Origin of the sequence: Caballeronia sp. RCC_10 (genome assembly GCF_041360715.1) — a bacterium.
GTDB classification, from domain to species: Bacteria; Pseudomonadota; Gammaproteobacteria; order Burkholderiales; family Burkholderiaceae; genus Caballeronia; species Caballeronia grimmiae.
On the sequence record NZ_JBFUPT010000019.1, the window covers coordinates 44,719 to 62,014 of the forward strand.

Here is a 17,296-nt window from a genome sequence, read left to right on the forward strand (position 1 = left end):
CATATGCCCGCCAGGCCGGCGCGCGCACTGCATCAACACCGCACGAGCGTCGCTGGCTGCGACGTTTACCCCGACGACACAACTCCCCGCATTTGAGAATCGGGCGCGTTACGCGCGTCGCGCACGCTGCGCCGACGCGCCGCTCGGGCACGTGCATTGCCTCCCTGCCGTCGCTTCGACCTTCCTGCATTCCGCGCTACCATACCCCCAGCCCCGAATCCCTATCTAGCAGCAATCAGCCGGAGTGCCCATGAACGAAATGACTCAACAGCACGGCCTCAAAGTCGCATCGAGCCTCGCGAAATTCGTCGAGGAAGAAGCCATCCCCGGCACGGGCGTCGATGCCGCATCCTTCTGGCAAGGGTTCGATGCCCTCGTGCACGACCTCGCGCCGAAGAACCGCGCGCTGCTCGCCGAACGCGATCGCCTGCAATCGGAACTCGACAACTGGCATCGCAGCAACCCCGGCCCGGTGCGCGATCTGCGCGGGTATCGCAAGTTTCTGACCGACATCGGCTATATCGTCCCCACGCCCGCGCAAGTCCAGGCAACCACAGCCAACGTCGACCGCGAGATCGCCGAGCAGGCCGGGCCGCAACTCGTCGTGCCGCTGTCGAATTTGCGCTATGCGCTCAACGCCGCGAACGCGCGTTGGGGCAGCCTCTACGATGCGCTCTACGGCACCGACGTCATCGACGACAGCGACGGCGCCGAGCGCACCGCCGAATTCAACCCGAAGCGCGGCGCGAAAGTCATCGCCTATGCGCGCGCCTTCCTCGACGACAACGCGCCGCTCGCCCACGGCTCGCACGCCGACGCAACCAAATACAGCGTCGAGCAAGGCAAGCTCGTCGTCACGCTGAAAGACGGCAGAAGCAGCCTCGCGAATCCCGAACAATTCGCGGGCTTCCAGGGCGATGCCAGCGCGCCCAGCGCCGTCCTGCTCAAGCACAACGATCTGCACTTCGAGATTCAGATTGACGCGAACCACTCCATCGGCAAGACGGATGCGGCGCACGTCAAGGACGTACTGATGGAAGCGGCCGTGAGTACGATCATCGATTGCGAGGATTCGGTCGCCGCCGTCGACGCCGCCGACAAGACGCAGCTCTATCGCAACTGGCTGGGGCTGATGCAGGGCCAACTGTCGGAGCAGGTCTCGAAGAACGGCAAGACCTTCACGCGCAGCCTGAACGCGGACCGCGAATACACCGCGCCGAATGGCGGCACGCTGAAGCTGCATGGCCGCTCGCTGCTGTTCATCCGCAACGTCGGCCATCTGATGACGAACCCGGCCGTGCTCGATCGCGACGGCAACGAAATCCCCGAAGGCATCCTCGATGCGGTGATGACCACGCTCGGCGCCATGCACGATCTGAAGAACAAGATCAACTCGCGCACCGGGTCCATCTACATCGTCAAGCCGAAGATGCACGGCCCCGCCGAAGTCGCGTTCTCGGACGAGCTGTTCACGCGCGTCGAGGACCTGTTCGGGCTGCCGCGTCATACGATCAAGATGGGCATCATGGACGAGGAGCGCCGCACGAGCGTCAACCTCAAGGCGTGTATCGCGGCGGCCAAGGCGCGCGTCGCGTTCATCAATACGGGCTTTCTGGATCGCACCGGCGACGAGATGCATTCGTCGATGGAAGCCGGCCCGATGATGCGCAAGGGCGACATGAAGTCGTCGGCATGGATCGCCGCCTACGAGCGCAACAACGTGCTCGTCGGGCTGAACACCGGGCTGCGCGGGCGCGCGCAGATCGGCAAGGGCATGTGGGCGATGCCCGATCTCATGCGCGCAATGCTCGAACAAAAGGTCGCGCATCCGAAGGCCGGCGCGAACACCGCCTGGGTGCCCTCGCCGACGGCCGCCACGCTGCATGCGCTGCATTACCATCAGGTCGACGTCCAGCGCGTTCAGCGGGAGATGGAAAGCATCGACTATGAAGGCGTGAAGAACGAACTGCTCGACGGCCTCCTGACGATTCCCGTCGTCGAGAAGGCGACGTGGTCGGAAGACGAAATCAAGAACGAGATCGAGAACAACGCGCAGGGCATTCTCGGCTACGTGGTGCGCTGGATCGATCAGGGCGTCGGCTGCTCGAAGGTGCCGGACATTCACAATGTCGGCCTGATGGAAGACCGCGCGACGCTGCGCATTTCGAGCCAGCACATCGCGAACTGGCTGCGGCATGGCATCGTCACCGAAGAGCAGGTGCGCGCGACGCTCGAACGGATGGCCGCGGTCGTGGATCAGCAGAACGAAGGTGATCCGTACTATCGCCCGATGGCGCCCGCCTTCGACAGTTCGTACGCTTTCAAGGCGGCATGCGCGCTCGTCTTCGAAGGACGCACGCAGCCGAACGGCTATACGGAACCGCTGCTGCACAAGTTCCGCCTCGCCGCGAAGGAAACGATGTAATCATCAAGGCGAACGCGGCGGTGCAACGCCGCCGCGTTCTTTCAATGCGCTATTGGTCCGACCACAGCTTGCCTGCGGTCGCCCAGTTCTCGCGCTTCACGTCCGTCAGGATGATGTCCACCGACCCCGGCTCGCAGCCGAGCGTCTCGCATGTCGTGCGCGTGATCGCCTCGACGAACTTGCGCTTTTCTTCCGCCGTGCGGCCTTCGAAGAGCTGGATGTTGAAAGTCGGCATTGCGTTGAATCCTCCTTGAAACGGGTTAATCGCGATACGACGGATCAATGCGCTCCAGCTTGCGCAGAAGCGCGGGCCATTCGAGCGCGCCTTCGATGGCGTCGCCGTCGTGCAGTTGCGCCGCCGTGCGGGCGACGATATCGGGCGTCGGCACGATCATCTTGCTCACGCCCGCCAGCGCGCGCAGTTGAATATCGCATGCCTTCACGAGCATATCCATCAGCACATAAGCCTCGGCAATCGTGCGCCCGAGCGTGAGCGGTCCGTGGTTGCGCAACAGCATCGCACGGTGCGCGCCGAGATTCGCGACGAGCCGCTCGCCTTCCGCACGCGCGAACGCAAGACCCTCGTAATCGTGGTACGCAAGGTGGCCGTGAAAACGCATCGCGTGCTGGGACGCCGGAAGCAGGCCATGCGGCTGTGCCGACACCGCGATCGCCTCGCGCACATGCAGATGCATCACGCAGGCGGCATCCGCGCGGGCGGCGTGTACGGCGGCATGCAGCGCGAAGCCCGTCGCGTTCACCGGATGCGCGCTTTCGCCGATCACGTTGCCGTCGATATCGATCTTCACCAGATTAGACGCGGTGACTTCATCGAACGCGAGCCCGAACGGATTGATCAGAAAGCGTCCGGGCTCGCCCGGCACGCTCGCGGAAATGTGCGTGTAGACGACATCGTCCCAGCCGTTCAGCGCGACGAGCCGATACGCCGCCGCCAGATCGACGCGCGTCGCCGTTTCGGCGGCCGAGCGCGGCCCGCTTTCATCGATCCTGCGCTCGAACGTGTGGGTGAACGACATGCGACTCTCCTTTCGATATTTTCCCGACGCGCCGCGTAACGGCGATCACCGTCCACGACGCAAGCACGAACGGCGCGGTCAGCGCCGCCACCCCGAGGCAATCCGCGACGCGCTCGATCGCTACCGCCAGCGCAATCGCGATGAATGCATGGCGCGCGCCGAGCGATGCCGTCGCGAGCGCGGCCAGCGCCGCGTTGAAGCCGCACGCGCCGGACAGCACGACGGCGTCGCTCGTGCCGCATAACGCATGCAGCGCAGCGCCGATCGCGCTGCCACCGAGCGCCCACGTCCCGCGTGCCGGGCTGGCGGCGAACAGTCCCGCCGCGATGAACGCGCCCGCGATCGCGCCCGATGCAAACACGATCGGCGCGAGTCCGCCGAACGCGGCCTTCGTCAGCGCGGCCACGCCGACCGGCACCGGCCCGAGCGCGCCGACTTCGCCGCGATCGGCAAGCAACGGCATCCAGCACCAGGTGACGATAATCGCCGGACTGGAAAACATCGGCAAGCCGCGAAGCGAAAGAACTCGCGCGAGCGGGCTCGCGAGCAGCGTCGCGAACATCGCCGAGAGAATGGCGACGGCCGTCGCCTGCGATGCATCGCGGATAAAGGTGAACGCGGCGAGCGCGGCAAGCGCGCCGTTGAAGGCGTAGAGATCGTCGCGGAGTGCGGGCGAATCGGCGTCCTCGGTGATGAGCGTGATTACCTTGCCGACGAGCGCACCGATCACCAGCGCGCACGCAAGACGCAGGCTCGCACACAGGACGCCCGCGAGCAGCAGCGCGCCCGTTGCGGCATTGCGCTGAAGGACGATCTGCCCGAGAGAACGAGCGAAACTACGGAGTGGTTCGCCGGATGCGGCGTCAGTGTGAAGAGCGATGGACATGCGCGGCGGCTACGCAAAGGAAGCCGCAAGCATAGGACAAGCCGCGCGCGTCGTGCGACGCGGGGCCGTATAGCGGGTATTGGATGTGTCGCGAGTGCTTAGTTGAACGCGAGCGGCATCATCGTGGAGCCGTCGATGGTCGCGGTCGCGTAGTTCAAGTCCGAACTCATCTTCACTAATTCCGTGACGTTTTCGCGGAAGTTCGGATGCTTCTCCCAGGTGATGTAGCTGGCATCGGCAACGGCGGACAGTGTGAGCAACGTAAAAGCGATCTTTTCGAGAATGACGTAACGGGTGCGCATGACAGTAAATCCAGAATTTGCTGCGCATTGTAACAAAGACTAGGGTTTTCCCCTAGTCTTTTGTTGCGCCGCCGCAAATCGTCATGCGCTCCGGCCTTACATCGACGCTTCCAGGATGGCGATGTAATCGTCGCTCGACGCCTCGCGCGGATTCGTCTTGTGACTGTGATCCTTCAGCGCGCCCGCGACGATGCGCGGGAACAGATCGCGCGTGACGCCGAGTTCGGCGAGGCCGCGCGGCAAGCCGAGCGTCGCGGTCATCTTGCGGATGGCGTCGCCGACGTCATCGCCGGCAGCGAGGCCCATCGCCTGCGCGATGCGCGCGAGCTTGTCCTCATCGGCCATCGACGGGGCCGAGCTGTTGAACGCGATGACCGCCGGCAGAAAGATCGCGTTCAGCGTGCCGTGATGCAGCTTCGGATTGATGCCGCCCAGCGAATGGCTCAGGCTGTGCACGCAGCCGAGGCCCTTCTGGAACGCCAGCGCGCCCTGCATCGATGCGCTCATCATGTTCCAGCGCGCGGCGCGATCGGAACCGTCGCGCGTCGCCCGCTCGATGTGTCGCCACGCGCGCCACAAGCCGTCCAGCGCAATGCCGTCGGCGGGCGGGTTGAACGCGGGGGCCATGAACGTTTCGAGGCAATGCGCGATGGCGTCCATGCCGGTCGCGGCGGTGAGCATCGGCGGCAGGCCGAATGTGAGTTCCGGATCGCAAATCGCGACCTTCGGCACGACATATGGCGAGATCACGCCGACCTTGCGGCCATCGTCGAGAATCAGGATCGCGCCCCGGCCCACTTCGCTGCCGGTTCCGGCCGTCGTCGGAATGGCGATGACCGGCGCGGTCGCGGCCGTGATGCGCGCAAGCCCGCCTTCGATCACGGCGAAGCTCGCGAGCGGCCCGTCGTGCGTCGCGCAAACAGCGACGCCCTTCGCCAGATCGATCGACGAGCCGCCGCCCGCCGCGATCACGCCATCGCAATCATTCCCGCGATACAGCGCGACGGCCGCGCGCACAGCGGCTTCGTTCGGATTCGGCGGCGTCGCGTCGAAAACGGGCGCGGTGAATTGCGGGCCGAGCGCATCGACGACCTTGTCGAGGAGACCCGCCGCACGGATGCCCGCATCGGTCACGATCAGCGGACGGCGAATGCCGAAACGCTCGCACTCGCTGGCGAGCAGGCGCACCGCGCCAAAGTCGAACTGAATCTGCGTGATGTAATTGATCAGGGCCATGTGCAATGACGAAAGGTTATAGCGGTTGACCGAGTATACGGACGCTTCCGCCTCCGCGATACTGACGGCATGTGATACGGGTATAACTTTCCCTCATGACGCCATCGCTAAATTCCATTCTTTCGCGCCTGCACGTCAGGCAGTTGCGCCTGCTCATCGCGCTGGAAGAACGCGGCTCGCTGCTCGGCGCGGCGAAACAGCTTGCGCTCACGCAGCCGGGCGCGAGCAAGGCGCTGCATGAAATAGAAACGACGTTCGGCACGCCGCTTTTCGTGCGGACGCATCGCGGGCTGGAGCCGAACGCGGTCGGGCATTGCGTGATCCGTTATGCGCGGCTGATTCATACGGATATCGCGCATCTGCGTGAAGAGATCGTCGGCATCATGCGCGGCTATGGCGGGCGCGTGTCCGTGGGCGTCATCATGGGCGCGGTGCCGCTCGTCACCGATGCGATCACCGCCGCCAGCGCGCGTCAGCCGGAGATGTCGGTGGAGATCGTCGAGGATACGAGCGCGAGCCTGCTCGGGCTCATCGACGCGGGACGGCTCGATGTCGCCGTGTGCCGCACGAGCGTGAGCCAGACGCCGTATCTGTACGACAGCGTCGCCGTGCAGCAGGAAACGCTTGCGGTGATTGCGAATGTCGATCATCCGCTCGCGAAACGGCGGCGCGTCGCGTTGAGCGATCTCGCGCGGCATCGCTGGGTGGTGTATCGCGCGAATATGCCGATGCGCCTGCTGCTCGAACGCGAGTTCCACGACGCAGGCTTGCGCTTCCCGTCGCATCTGCTCGAAACCACCTCCGCCTTCGCGACGCTCGCGCTGTTGCAGAAGAATCCGTCGCTCGTGGCGCTGGTATCCGTCGATGTTGCGCGTTTTTGCACGGCGCATGGGGTCGTGTGCACGTTGCCGCTCGCGTTCACGTCCAAAAGCGAGCCGTACGAGATGGTCACGCGCCGCGATGCACAGCTTTCAGCGGGCGTGCGCTTACTGATGGACGAGATCGTGGAGGCGGGACGCAGCGCCGCCGCATGAATCGCCTGCGGCTTTCCTTGCGCTCGCTTTTTGGCTCAGCACGCTTCAATTAAACGCCCAGAGTCCGAGCAAACGATTGGCAAGCCATCCGCCCCTGAAACAAAGGGCGCGACCATAAAGTTCGATCCGCTCCACTCCGTTATCCGATGGGTGGGACACAAGTCCCGAAGGTCACGCAGTCGCCCGACCGCCGCACATCGCACCTATGGACCAACAGATCGAATCCTTTACCCTTCCGCGCGGACGTGCGGCGACGTGGTTGCTGCATGCGGGTCCCGACATTCCGCGTGCGATCCGAGCCGCGCTCGTCGGCAGCCTCTTCGGCACGCTGCCGATTTTCGCGGGCGGCGTGTTCAATACGATCGCGGTCGCGTGGGTGCTGCAGCGGCGGCATCCGTCCTTCGCATTCGATGCGTGGCTCGCGCTGAAAATCGCCGTCTGTCTTGCGCGCCTCGTCGTGCTGATCGTCGCGCGCCGCCGCGCCCGGGCGGGCAAATCGACGCTGACCGACACCTACGTGCTGCTTGCGCCGCTGTGGGGCGCAACAGTTGGCTACGGCGCGCTCGTCAGCGTGCTGTCGGGCGACTGGGTGGCCGCGACGCTCTCCTTCCTCTCGGCGGCCGCGATGGTCGGCGGCATCTGTTTCCGCAATTTCGCCGCGCCGCGTCTCGTCGCCGTGATGATCTTTCTGTCGCTCGGACCCTGCTGCATCGGCGCATGGCTGTCGGGCGAGCCGACGCTGCTTCTCACGCTGCTGCAAATCCCTTTCTATCTTTTCGCGATGAGCGCCGCCGCGTGGCGTCTCAACGGCATGCTCGTCTCGACGATGAAAGCCGAGCAGGAAAACGACCGCCGCGCGCGTCATGACGAACTCACCGGTCTGCTCAACCGCGCCGGGCTGTTTCAGGCAGTGCGCTTTCGCATGCGCTACGGCCGTGCAGACGAGACTGCGTACGACGCCCTCTTCTATCTGGATCTCGACGGTTTCAAGGCGATCAACGACGCGCGCGGCCACGAAGTCGGCGACACGCTGCTCGCGCTCGTCGCGCGCCGCCTTCGGCAACTGGCGGGCGATGGCGCGCTGGTCGCGCGTCTGGGCGGCGATGAATTCGTTATCGTCGCGCCGCCGCACGCCGATCCTTTCGTGCTGGCGGACCGGCTCGTGATCGAGCTTGGCAAGCCTTTCCATACCGATGGCGAGGGCGAACTGGTGATCGGCGCGAGCATCGGCGTTGCCATGTTCGATCGCAATCACACCGAACTCGACGGCGTTCTGCGCGATGCCGACAACGCGCTCTACGCCGCGAAGCGCTCGGGCAAAAGCCGGTGGGTCGCGGCGAGCCGCACGGAAGCGGCACTGCCCGCATCGGACGAGACGGCGGTTGCGTGATATTTACCGCATCGACTGCGACGTAGCGTCGTTGTTACCGTCTCTTCATTGAACAGTCGGTCGATTATTCAGTACGGCTTACCGATTTTCATTGAGCAGACAAATAAAGGTTCTCCCCTCGCTTTTAAGCAAACGTTTGACTGTGTTTTGTGTTCCAATTAGCGGACGATATACCGCCGATACTCTCCGCGATTGATTCGCGTTCCACCGATGCATAAACGGGCCATGCGTTTTCAATACGAGACTTCATCAACGGATAGAAGAACCAGGGCCCATCACAATCGTCGCGCGCATTTCGAGCGGTGGTTTGCCACGTTCGCGAGCCTCGCTCATTCCCGGCTGCCCTTGCCGGAGTACCTTCAGAAAGTCACCGATACGTTGCGCGAAGTCGCGGACGTCTCCTCGTCCGTGATCGAATGGATCGAAGGGGACGAACTCGTCTATCGCGCGGCGAGCGGCGCAGCCGCGCGTCACGTAGGCACGAGACTGCCGTCCGCGGGCAGCCTGTCCGGCCTGTGCATCACGCGGCAAGAGGCGCTGGTGAGCCGCAACACCGCGACCGACCATCGTGTGGACCGCGCGGCGTGCCAGGCCGTCGGCGCGGCGTCGATGGTCGTCGCGCCCGTCATATACGAAGGCCGCTCCGTCGCGGTGCTGAAGCTAATTTCCGGCGAGCCCGAACAATTCGGCCAGGCGGATATCGCGATTCTCAACGCGTTTTGCGCGTGCATCGCCGAAACCATCGCGCGTGAAGAAATCGCGCAGGAGCATCGCCGGCTCGTCGAACAGCACGCGAGCGTCAACGCGACGCTGAGCGTGGAATCCTCGTTGCGCGTCGAGTTCGAGAAGAAGCTTGCCGATGCGCTGCGCCGCCGCCGCACCGTGCTCGACAACGCGCACATCGCGTTCGTTTCCATCGATGAAGCCGGCATGGTCATCTACTGGAACGAGGCGGCGACGAAGCTGTTCGGCTGGCGCGCGCAGGAAGTGATGAATCAGGAACTGGCGCAGTTCATCGTGCCCGAACGCCATCGCGCCGCGCATCGCGCCGGCCTCACGCGCTATCTGGCGACCGGCGAGGCGCGCGTCATCGATACGCGGGTCGAACTGCCCGCGAAACGCCGCGACGGCAGCGAGTTCACGGCGGAACTGACGATCAGCGAAGTCTGGTATGAAGGTCAGCGTCAGTTCACCTGCTTCATTCACGACATCACGGACCGCCTGCGCGCCACTGAAGCGAATCAGCGTCTGCGCCTGTTGATCGATTCGGTCAGCGACTACGCGATCTACATGCTGGATTCGAACGGCATCGTGCGCTCGTGGAACGACGGCGCGCACGCGCTGTACGGCTACACCGCCGAGGAGGCCATCGGCCGCCATCTGGCGCTTTTCTATACGCCCGACGAACTTGGCCGCGACCGCCCCGGCGACATTATCCGGCGCGCGATCGAGCACGGCCGCGTCGAACACGAAGGCTGGCGGGTGCGCAAGGACGGCTCGGAATTCTGGGCGCACGTGACGCTGAGCGCGATGCCGTCGAAAGAAGGCAGCGCGCAGAATTTCGTCGCGATCACGCGCGACATGACTTCGCGCCGGCGCCTCGAAGAACTGGAGGCGTCGAGCCGGCGCATGAACGAGTTCCTCGCGCTGCTCGGCCACGAGTTGCGCAATCCGCTCGCGCCCATCCGCAACGCGGTGAGCATCCTCAAACTAAAAGCCTCCGACGATTCCGACGTGATCCGCAGCCGCCAGATCGTCGACCGGCAGCTTGCGCATCTGACGAAGCTCGTCGATGACCTGCTCGAAGCGGGCCGCGTCAGTTCGGGAAAGATTCGCCTCACGGCGGATGTCGTCGATATCGCGGACGTCGTGCATCTGAGCGCCGAAGCCAGCCAGCCCTCGTTCGACGCGCGGCAGCAGCGGCTCGTCGTCGAACACACGGGGCAGCGCGTCTTCGTCAACGGCGATCCAACGCGGCTAGTGCAGGCGCTCAACAACTTGCTGAACAACGCGTCGAAGTTCAGCCCGGCCGGATCGACGATCACGCTCGAAGCCGGAGCGCGCGGCGGCACGGCGCTGTTGCGCGTCATCGATCAGGGACGCGGCATTTCCGCCGATGCGCTCGGCGCCGTGTTCGATCTGTTCGTGCAGGAACATCCGCCCGGCGCCCATGCGGACGAAGGCGGCCTGGGCATCGGGCTGACGCTCGTGCGGGCGATCGCGGAACTGCATGGCGGCCACGTCGAGGCCCAGAGCGACGGCCCGGGCAAGGGCAGCGTCTTCAGCCTGTGGCTGCCGCTCGCCCAGGCGGCGGCGCACGAGCCGCCGAAACTGGCCGCGCCTGAACCGTCGGCGAATCGGCAACTGGAGGTGCTCGTCGTCGACGACAATCGCGATTCCGCCGACAGCATGACGCTCGTCGTCGACATGCTCGGCCATTCCGCGCGCGCGGCCTACGACGGCGAAGAGGCGATGCGCCGCTTCGACGAGCGGCGGCCCGACGTGGTGCTGCTCGATTTGTCGATGCCTGGCGTGACCGGCTTCGACGTGATTCGCGGCATTCGCGAGCGGGCGGGCGGAGGCGGCGCGCACGTCATCGTCGCCGCGATGACCGGCCTCGGTTCGGACGAGGACATGGCCCGCACGCGCGCAGCCGGCTTCGACGCGCATCTGATCAAGCCGGTGGACCTCAACGAAGTCGAAGCGGTGCTGGCGCTCGCGGCGCGGTGAGCGCGCCTACCGCGCGTCCATCTCGGCGCGTTCCACGTTCACGCTGCCGCGCTGCCTGAAACGCTCGATGGCGGCGTCATCGGCGAAGGAATCGGTGATGAGCGTCCACTCGCGTTCGAGCGGCGTCCAGTGCTGCTGGCTCGCGCGCTCCAGTTTGTCCGACGTCACCAGGACGAACACGCTCGCCGCCTGCGCGACGATGCACTCCTTCAGAAACGCCTGCTCCGCCGTGGCTTCGCACAGCCCGCGCCCGGCGACGACGCCATCCGCTCCGAGAAACGCCTTGTCGAACGTGAGCCGCGATAGCGCGACCTGAGCGATCGGCCCGAGCGTGCTCATGCTCGAAGGCCGCACGTCCCCGCCGATGAGCGTCACGCGCACGTCCGCCGACGCCAGCGCGCCGACCGCCAGCAGATTGTTCGTAATGACCTGAATGCCCTTGCGCCCCGCGAGGCAGCGCGCGAGCGCGGCGGTCGTGGTGCCGCCATCGAGAAACAGCGTGTCGCCATCCTGCACGTGCCGCGCCGCCGCCCGCGCAATGGCTTCCTTCTGCTCGCGAAAACTCTCGCGCCGCGTATCGAGCGATTCCTCCGGCTCGTGCACGCCGACCGACGCCGCGCCGCCGTATGTGCGCACGATACGGCGTTCGTCGGCGAGCGCGCGCAGATCGCGCCGCACCGTCGCTTCCGACATGCCGAAGTGCTCGCACAGCGCGGCGACATCGTTCATGCCGGACAGCACGGCCTGCAGCATCGCCTCGCGGCGTTTTTCGACTTTCATGCGATTCCTGTTGATGGCGTGGCGCCTCGCGGGCGACGGGCCGCCAAGTTTATCGAATCCGGGGGCGCTTCCGGGCGCGCGCGATGCTGGTGAGCCCAGCGTGTGGTTGTGATCGTTTCGGTCATTCCGCACGTTACGCATTGCTCGTTTCGATCAGTGTAAACGCCTATAGACCGAGAATTGCGCACAATCCGGTCAAACATTACACTACCAACTGATCGAAACGATCATTTCATGATCGAACCGACAAAAATTTCCCTCCCGGAGACACCCATGGTTCAGATTCCCATCAAGCGCGCAGTGGAGCGCGTACCCGGCGGCATGATGATCGTCCCGCTTCTGATCGGCTCGCTGATCGCAACCTTTCTGCCGGGCATGCCGAAGTTCTTCGGCTCGTTCACGAATGCGCTCTTCACCGGCGCGCTGCCGATCCTCGCGGTGTTCTATGTCTGCATGGGCGCGGGTATCGACGTGAAGGCAACGCCGTATCTGCTCAAGAAGGGCGGCGCGCTGTTCATCACGAAAGTCGGCATGGCGATCATCGCGGGCGTGGTGCTGGGCCATTTCCTCGGCGAGCAGCCGATCAGCTCCGGCATGTTCGCGGGAATTTCGACGCTGGCCGTCGTCGCCGCGATGAACGACACCAACGGCGGCCTCTACATGGCGCTGATGGGCCAGTACGGGCGTAAGGAAGATGTCGGCGCGTACACGATCATGTCGCTCGAATCCGGCCCGTTCCTGACGATGGTCACGCTCGGCGTCGCCGGTCTCTCTGCATTTCCGTGGCCGACGCTCGTCGGCAGCATCCTGCCGCTCGCTGTCGGCATGCTGCTCGGCAATCTCGACCGCGACATGCGCGATTTCCTGGGCCGCGCCGTGCCGGTGATGATTCCGTTCTTCGCGCTCGCGCTCGGCGCGGGACTCGATCTGCACAAGGTATGGCAAGCCGGCCTGCTCGGTATCGGCCTCGGCCTCGCGGTGGTCGTCTTCACCGGCATTCCGCTTTATTTCGCGGACCGGCTGACGGGCGGCACGGGCGTCGCAGGCGCGGCGGCGGCGAACACGGCGGGCAACGCGGCGGCAGTTCCGGCGCTGATCGCGGCGGCCAATCCGGTTTATGAAGAAGCCGCCAAGTCCGCGACGCTGCTGGTCGCGGCATGCGTGGTGGTGACGTCCATCATCACGCCGATCATCACGGCGTCGATTGCGAAGCGCGTCAACGCACGCAACGACGCCCGCGCCACGCTCGACTCAAGCGCGAAGCGCGGAGCCGCTCGATGAGCGCGAAGTCCACGAGCATGCTGATTCTCGCCGACGACCTCTCCGGCGCCGCCGACTGCGCGATCGCGTTCGCCGCAGCGGGCCGCAAGACGGTCGTCACGCTCGACGCGCACGCGCCGGACGAAGGCGCGACGGTCATCGCCGCCGACACCGACACGCGCCGCTACGCTCCCGCCGATGCCGCCGCCCGCGTCGCCGACGCCTTGCAGGCGCTGCGCGCGCCGGGCCGCCGTCTCTACAAGAAGATCGATTCGACCCTGCGCGGCAACTGGACCGCCGAAGTCGCGGCGCTCGCCCGGCTCGCCGGTTGCGCCATCGTCGCGCCCGCGTTCCCGGCGACGGGCCGCGCGGTGCGCGACGGCGGCGTCTTCGTGCATGGCGTGCCGCTCGACGCCACCGAGACGTGGCAACTGGAACACGCCGGACGCGACGCCAGCCTGAGCGCGATGCTCGAAGCAGCGGGCCTGAAGTGCGCGCACATCGGGCTCGCGAGCTTGCGCGACGCGCCGCAGACGCTCGCCACGCGGATCGCGGCGGCGGCAGCGGAAGGCATCGGCGCATTGATCGTCGATGCCGAAACGAGCGACGATCTCGCCGCGCTCGCGCGCATCACCGCATCGCTCGACACGCCGTTCTTCTGGGTCGGCTCCGGCGGTCTCGCCCGCGAACTCGCCGCGCTGCCCGATCTCTTCGATGCGCCCGCAGCATCGACGGCCCGGCCGGCATCGGCGGAGGTGGCGCATGGACCGGTGCTCGCGCTGGTCGGCAGCCTGTCGTCGGTATCGGAGCGGCAATGTGCGATGCTGCGCGGCGAAGCGGGCATCGACGAACTGATCGTGCCGCCCGCGGTGCTGCGCGACGGCGCGCGGCATCCGATGTGGACCGCATGGGGCGACGACATCGGCTCACGGTTGCGCGGCGGGCATGACCTGATCGTGCGGATCGGCCGTGACGACGCCTTCGATCCATCGGAAGGCGCGCATCTCTCCAACGCGCTCGCCGCGCTCGTCGCGCCGCACTTCGGCACGCTCGGCGGGCTGATCGCGACCGGCGGCGAAACCGCCCGCGCGATGCTCGCGGCGGCGAACGTCGGCAGTCTCGAACTCGTGCGCGAAATCGAAGCCGGCGTGGCCCTCGGCCGCGCCACCACGGCCAGCGCGGCGAACGGCGCGGCCATCGTCACAAAAGCCGGCGCGTTCGGCAGCGAGCACGCGCTGTACGGCGCATACCGGCATCTGCGCGGCCAGCCAGCCGTGGCCGACACCGCCGCGCTCGACAAGAACGCACGCGAAACCTCAATCTGAACAGACGACCATGACCAACTATCTCCCCGTAATCGGCATCACGATGGGCGACGCAAGCGGCGTCGGCCCGGAAATCGTCGTGAAGAGCCTCGCGCATGAAGCCGTGTACCAGCAGTGCCGCCCGCTCGTGATCGGCGATGCGCGCCGGCTCGAGCGCGCCATCGAGATCACCGGCGTGCGCGCGAGCGTGCGGCGCATCGAGGATGCATCGCAGGCGCAGTATCAGATTGGCGTGATCGACTGCATCGACCTCGAACTGATTCCCGACGACCTGCCGTTCGGCCAGCTTTCAGCCGTCGCCGGCGATGCGGCCTACCGCTACATCGCGCGCGCCGTCGAGCTTGCGCAGGCGAAGCAGATCGACGCGATCTGCACCGCGCCGCTCAACAAGGAAGCGCTGCACGCGGGCGGCCACAAGTTCCCCGGCCACACCGAGATGCTCGCGCATCTGACGGGCGTGGACGAAGTGTCGATGATGCTCGTCGCGCCGAAGCTGCGCGTGATTCACGTGACGACGCACATCGGCATCATCGACGCGATCCGCAAGATCGAGCCGGGTCTCGTGCGCCGCACGATCGAGCGCGGCAACGCGACGCTCGTGAAGGCCGGCATCGCGAAGCCGCGCATCGGCGTGTGCGGGATCAATCCGCACGCAGGCGAAAACGGCCTGTTCGGCTACGGCGAGGAAGAAGAGAAGATCATTCCGGCGGTGAAGGCGCTGCAGGAAGAAGGACTCGACGTGACCGGCCCGCTGCCCGCCGATACGCTCTTCTACCGCGCGGGACGTGGCGACTTCGATCTCGTCGTCGCGATGTATCACGATCAGGGCCACGGGCCGGTGAAAGTGCTGGGCCTCGAAGCGGGCGTCAACGTGACGGTCGGGCTCGACGTGATCCGCACGTCGGTAGATCACGGCACCGCGTTCGATATCGCGGGCAAGGGCATCGCCGATGAAGGCAGCATGCTCGAGGCGCTGCGGCAAGGCGCGGAGCTGGCGACGCGGCGCGGTTGAGGCGCGTCTCGCGGGCTTGATCCGGAGCGATGCGGGAACGCGTTTCAAATCGGCGCGACAATGCGGCATCTTCCACCGCCCACGCGATCCCGACCATGCCCGACGCTTTCGAGACACTGACGCATCTGTGGCAACTCGCCGGCCTTCCCGGCGACGCGCTTTCCTTCGTCGACATGCCGGGCCACGACCCGGTGTTTCCGTCGACGTTCGCGGTCGGCACGGCGGCGCAATCGACGATCGCCGCCGCCGCGCTCGCCGCCTGCGAACTCGCGCACGCGCGCGGCGCGGCGCGTCAGAACGTGTCCGTCGACATGACGCACGCGGCGGTCGAATGCACCGGCCACTTCACGCTCGATGGCCAGGCGCCCGAAACATGGGGTCCGTTCTCGGGCCTTTATCGTTGCGCCGACGGCTACGTGCGCATTCACGCAAACTTTGCTCATCATCAGGACGGCGCGCTGCGCGTGCTCGGCCTCGATCCCGCCACGGCCAGACGCGACGACGCGGAGCGCGCGCTGCTCGGCTGGCGCGCCATCGATTTCGAGGATGCCTGCGCGCAACGCGGGCTCGTCGTCACGATGCTGCGCAGCTTCGACGATTGGGACGCCACGCCGCAAGGACGCGCCATCGCCGCGCAACCGCTGATGACGCTCACCCGCATCGGCGATGCGCCGCCGCGCGAACTGCCGCCGCTATCCGCGAACGATCGTCCGCTCGCCGGCGTGCGCGTGCTGGATTTCACGCGCATTCTCGCGGGCCCCGTCGGCGGACGCGCGCTGGCCGCGTTCGGCGCGGACGTGATGCTCGTGAACTCGCCGCATCTGCCGAACATCTCCGCCATCGCCGATACGAGCCGCGGCAAGCGCTCGGCGCATCTCGATCTGCAGAGCGGCGATGACCGCGCCGCGCTCTGGCGTCTCATCGACGGCGCGCACGTGTTTTCGCAGGGGTATCGGCCAGGCGGGCTGGCGGCGCTCGGCTTCGCGCCGGAAGCGGTGGCGCAACGGCGGCCGGGGATCGTCTATGTGTCGCTGACGGCGTACGGCACGCAAGGCCCGTGGGCCGGGCGGCGCGGTTTCGATTCGCTGGTCCAGACCGCGATGGGCTTCAACGCAGCGGAAGGCGAGGCGCAAGGCGTGGGCAAGCCGCGTCCGTTGCCGATGCAGATGCTCGACATGGCGAGCGGCTTCCTGATGGCGTTCGGTGCGGCCGCCGCGCTGTGGAAGCAGCAACGGGAAGGCGGAAGCTGGCACGTGCAGGTGTCGCTGGCGCAGACGGGGCAGTGGCTGCGCGGTCTCGGGCGGATCGATGGCGGTCTGGGCGCGGCCATCCCCGATTTCGCGCCTTTTCTCGAACGGCAGGCGTCGGGCTTCGGCGAGCTGGAAGCGGTACGGCCAAGCGCCCAACTGGCGCGCACGCCGGCGGGCTATGAGCGCGCGTCGGAGCCGCCGGGAACATCCGAGGCGCGATGGTAAATCGCTCGGTCCTCACGCAGCGGAGCCGCGCTTCTTCTTCGCCTTGCTTCGATTGAAGTCGATCGCGGCGCGAATCAGATTTTGCAGGCCGTCCGCATCGACTTCGTCGCCTTCCAGATAGTCGATCGCGCGCCGCGCATTGCCCTCCAGCCCCGCGTTGAAGCGCTTGCCGGGATCGGGAAGCATCGCGCCGTGAGCGAACGTCAGCTTGACCTTGCCCTTGTGCGCGTTGCCGACGGCGATCATCCCGTCGCAATACCACACCGGGCTGCCCATGTACTTCCATTCCTCGACGATGCCGGGATCGGCCGCGAGGATCGCCGCCCGCATGTTCGCGAACGTCGCGCCGCGCCAGTCGGCGAGTTCCGCGATCATCTGGTCGATACGTTCGGTCGCGTTCATCA

General features: G+C 66.1%; 15 protein-coding genes. 8 read left to right on the forward strand and 7 right to left on the reverse strand.

From position 1 onward, the window contains the following. Positions 1-250: 250 nt before the first annotated feature. Positions 251-2,425 (forward strand): malate synthase G, encoded by a 2,175-nt coding sequence (locus AB6804_RS24920; protein ID WP_370888721.1) that lies wholly within the window; start codon positions 251-253, stop codon positions 2,423-2,425. A 49-nt stretch (positions 2,426-2,474) separates the two neighbouring features. Here the strand turns inward: AB6804_RS24920 and AB6804_RS24925 are convergent, their stop codons facing one another. From AB6804_RS24925 to AB6804_RS24945, 5 genes are all read right to left on the reverse strand, one after another. Continuing rightward, positions 2,475-2,660 (reverse strand): 4-oxalocrotonate tautomerase, encoded by a 186-nt coding sequence (locus AB6804_RS24925; protein ID WP_035960104.1) that lies wholly within the window; start codon positions 2,658-2,660, stop codon positions 2,475-2,477. Positions 2,661-2,685: 25 nt separating this feature from the next. Continuing rightward, positions 2,686-3,462 carry a class II aldolase/adducin family protein gene (locus AB6804_RS24930; RefSeq protein ID WP_370888722.1) on the reverse strand — a complete coding sequence of 259 codons (777 nt, stop codon included), beginning with the start codon at positions 3,460-3,462 and terminating at the stop codon, positions 2,686-2,688. Next, positions 3,425-4,348, reverse strand: a complete 924-nt coding sequence (locus AB6804_RS24935) for an urea transporter (protein WP_370888723.1) — start codon at positions 4,346-4,348, stop codon at positions 3,425-3,427. Before AB6804_RS24935 ends, AB6804_RS24930 begins: the two co-directional genes overlap by 38 nt. Before the next feature lie 98 nt (positions 4,349-4,446). Further along, positions 4,447-4,650: a hypothetical protein gene (locus AB6804_RS24940; RefSeq protein WP_370888724.1), complete on the reverse strand. Its 204-nt coding sequence runs from the start codon at positions 4,648-4,650 to the stop codon at positions 4,447-4,449. A 96-nt stretch (positions 4,651-4,746) separates the two neighbouring features. Then, the gene (locus AB6804_RS24945; RefSeq protein WP_370888725.1) at positions 4,747-5,886 is read right to left on the reverse strand and encodes an iron-containing alcohol dehydrogenase; all 1,140 of its coding nucleotides are present in this window, start codon (positions 5,884-5,886) and stop codon (positions 4,747-4,749) included. A 95-nt stretch (positions 5,887-5,981) separates the two neighbouring features. Between AB6804_RS24945 and AB6804_RS24950 the strand changes: the two genes are divergently transcribed. The 3 genes from AB6804_RS24950 to AB6804_RS24960 all read left to right on the forward strand — a co-directional run bounded on the left by AB6804_RS24950 (position 5,982) and on the right by AB6804_RS24960 (position 11,040). Then, complete coding sequence (locus AB6804_RS24950) at positions 5,982-6,920, forward strand: LysR family transcriptional regulator (protein WP_244795912.1); 939 nt, start codon at positions 5,982-5,984, stop codon at positions 6,918-6,920. 205 nt (positions 6,921-7,125) lie between these two features. After that, on the forward strand, positions 7,126-8,310 hold the full coding sequence (locus AB6804_RS24955) for a diguanylate cyclase domain-containing protein (protein WP_370888726.1): 1,185 nt from the start codon (positions 7,126-7,128) through the stop codon (positions 8,308-8,310). 345 nt (positions 8,311-8,655) lie between these two features. After that, positions 8,656-11,040 carry a PAS domain S-box protein gene (locus AB6804_RS24960; RefSeq protein ID WP_370888727.1) on the forward strand — a complete coding sequence of 795 codons (2,385 nt, stop codon included), beginning with the start codon at positions 8,656-8,658 and terminating at the stop codon, positions 11,038-11,040. Positions 11,041-11,046: 6 nt separating this feature from the next. Here the strand turns inward: AB6804_RS24960 and AB6804_RS24965 are convergent, their stop codons facing one another. Continuing rightward, positions 11,047-11,820 (reverse strand): DeoR/GlpR family DNA-binding transcription regulator, encoded by a 774-nt coding sequence (locus tag AB6804_RS24965; RefSeq protein ID WP_370888728.1) that lies wholly within the window; start codon positions 11,818-11,820, stop codon positions 11,047-11,049. A 273-nt stretch (positions 11,821-12,093) separates the two neighbouring features. Between AB6804_RS24965 and AB6804_RS24970 the strand changes: the two genes are divergently transcribed. The 4 genes from AB6804_RS24970 to AB6804_RS24985 all read left to right on the forward strand — a co-directional run bounded on the left by AB6804_RS24970 (position 12,094) and on the right by AB6804_RS24985 (position 16,892). After that, positions 12,094-13,101, forward strand: coding sequence for a 2-keto-3-deoxygluconate permease (locus AB6804_RS24970; protein WP_370888729.1), 1,008 nt, complete (start codon positions 12,094-12,096; stop codon positions 13,099-13,101). Then, positions 13,098-14,405 (forward strand): four-carbon acid sugar kinase family protein, encoded by a 1,308-nt coding sequence (locus tag AB6804_RS24975; RefSeq protein WP_370888730.1) that lies wholly within the window; start codon positions 13,098-13,100, stop codon positions 14,403-14,405. The genes AB6804_RS24970 and AB6804_RS24975 overlap by 4 nt, the downstream gene beginning before the upstream one ends. Positions 14,406-14,415: 10 nt before the next feature. Then, positions 14,416-15,417: a 4-hydroxythreonine-4-phosphate dehydrogenase PdxA gene (gene pdxA, locus AB6804_RS24980; RefSeq protein WP_370888731.1), complete on the forward strand. Its 1,002-nt coding sequence runs from the start codon at positions 14,416-14,418 to the stop codon at positions 15,415-15,417. Positions 15,418-15,512: 95 nt separating this feature from the next. Continuing rightward, positions 15,513-16,892, forward strand: a complete 1,380-nt coding sequence (locus AB6804_RS24985; protein WP_370888732.1) for a CoA transferase — start codon at positions 15,513-15,515, stop codon at positions 16,890-16,892. Positions 16,893-16,904: 12 nt separating this feature from the next. Here the strand turns inward: AB6804_RS24985 and AB6804_RS24990 are convergent, their stop codons facing one another. Further along, positions 16,905-17,294, reverse strand: a complete 390-nt coding sequence (locus tag AB6804_RS24990; RefSeq protein WP_370888748.1) for a DUF1801 domain-containing protein — start codon at positions 17,292-17,294, stop codon at positions 16,905-16,907. Between the last annotated feature and the right edge of the window lie 2 nt (positions 17,295-17,296).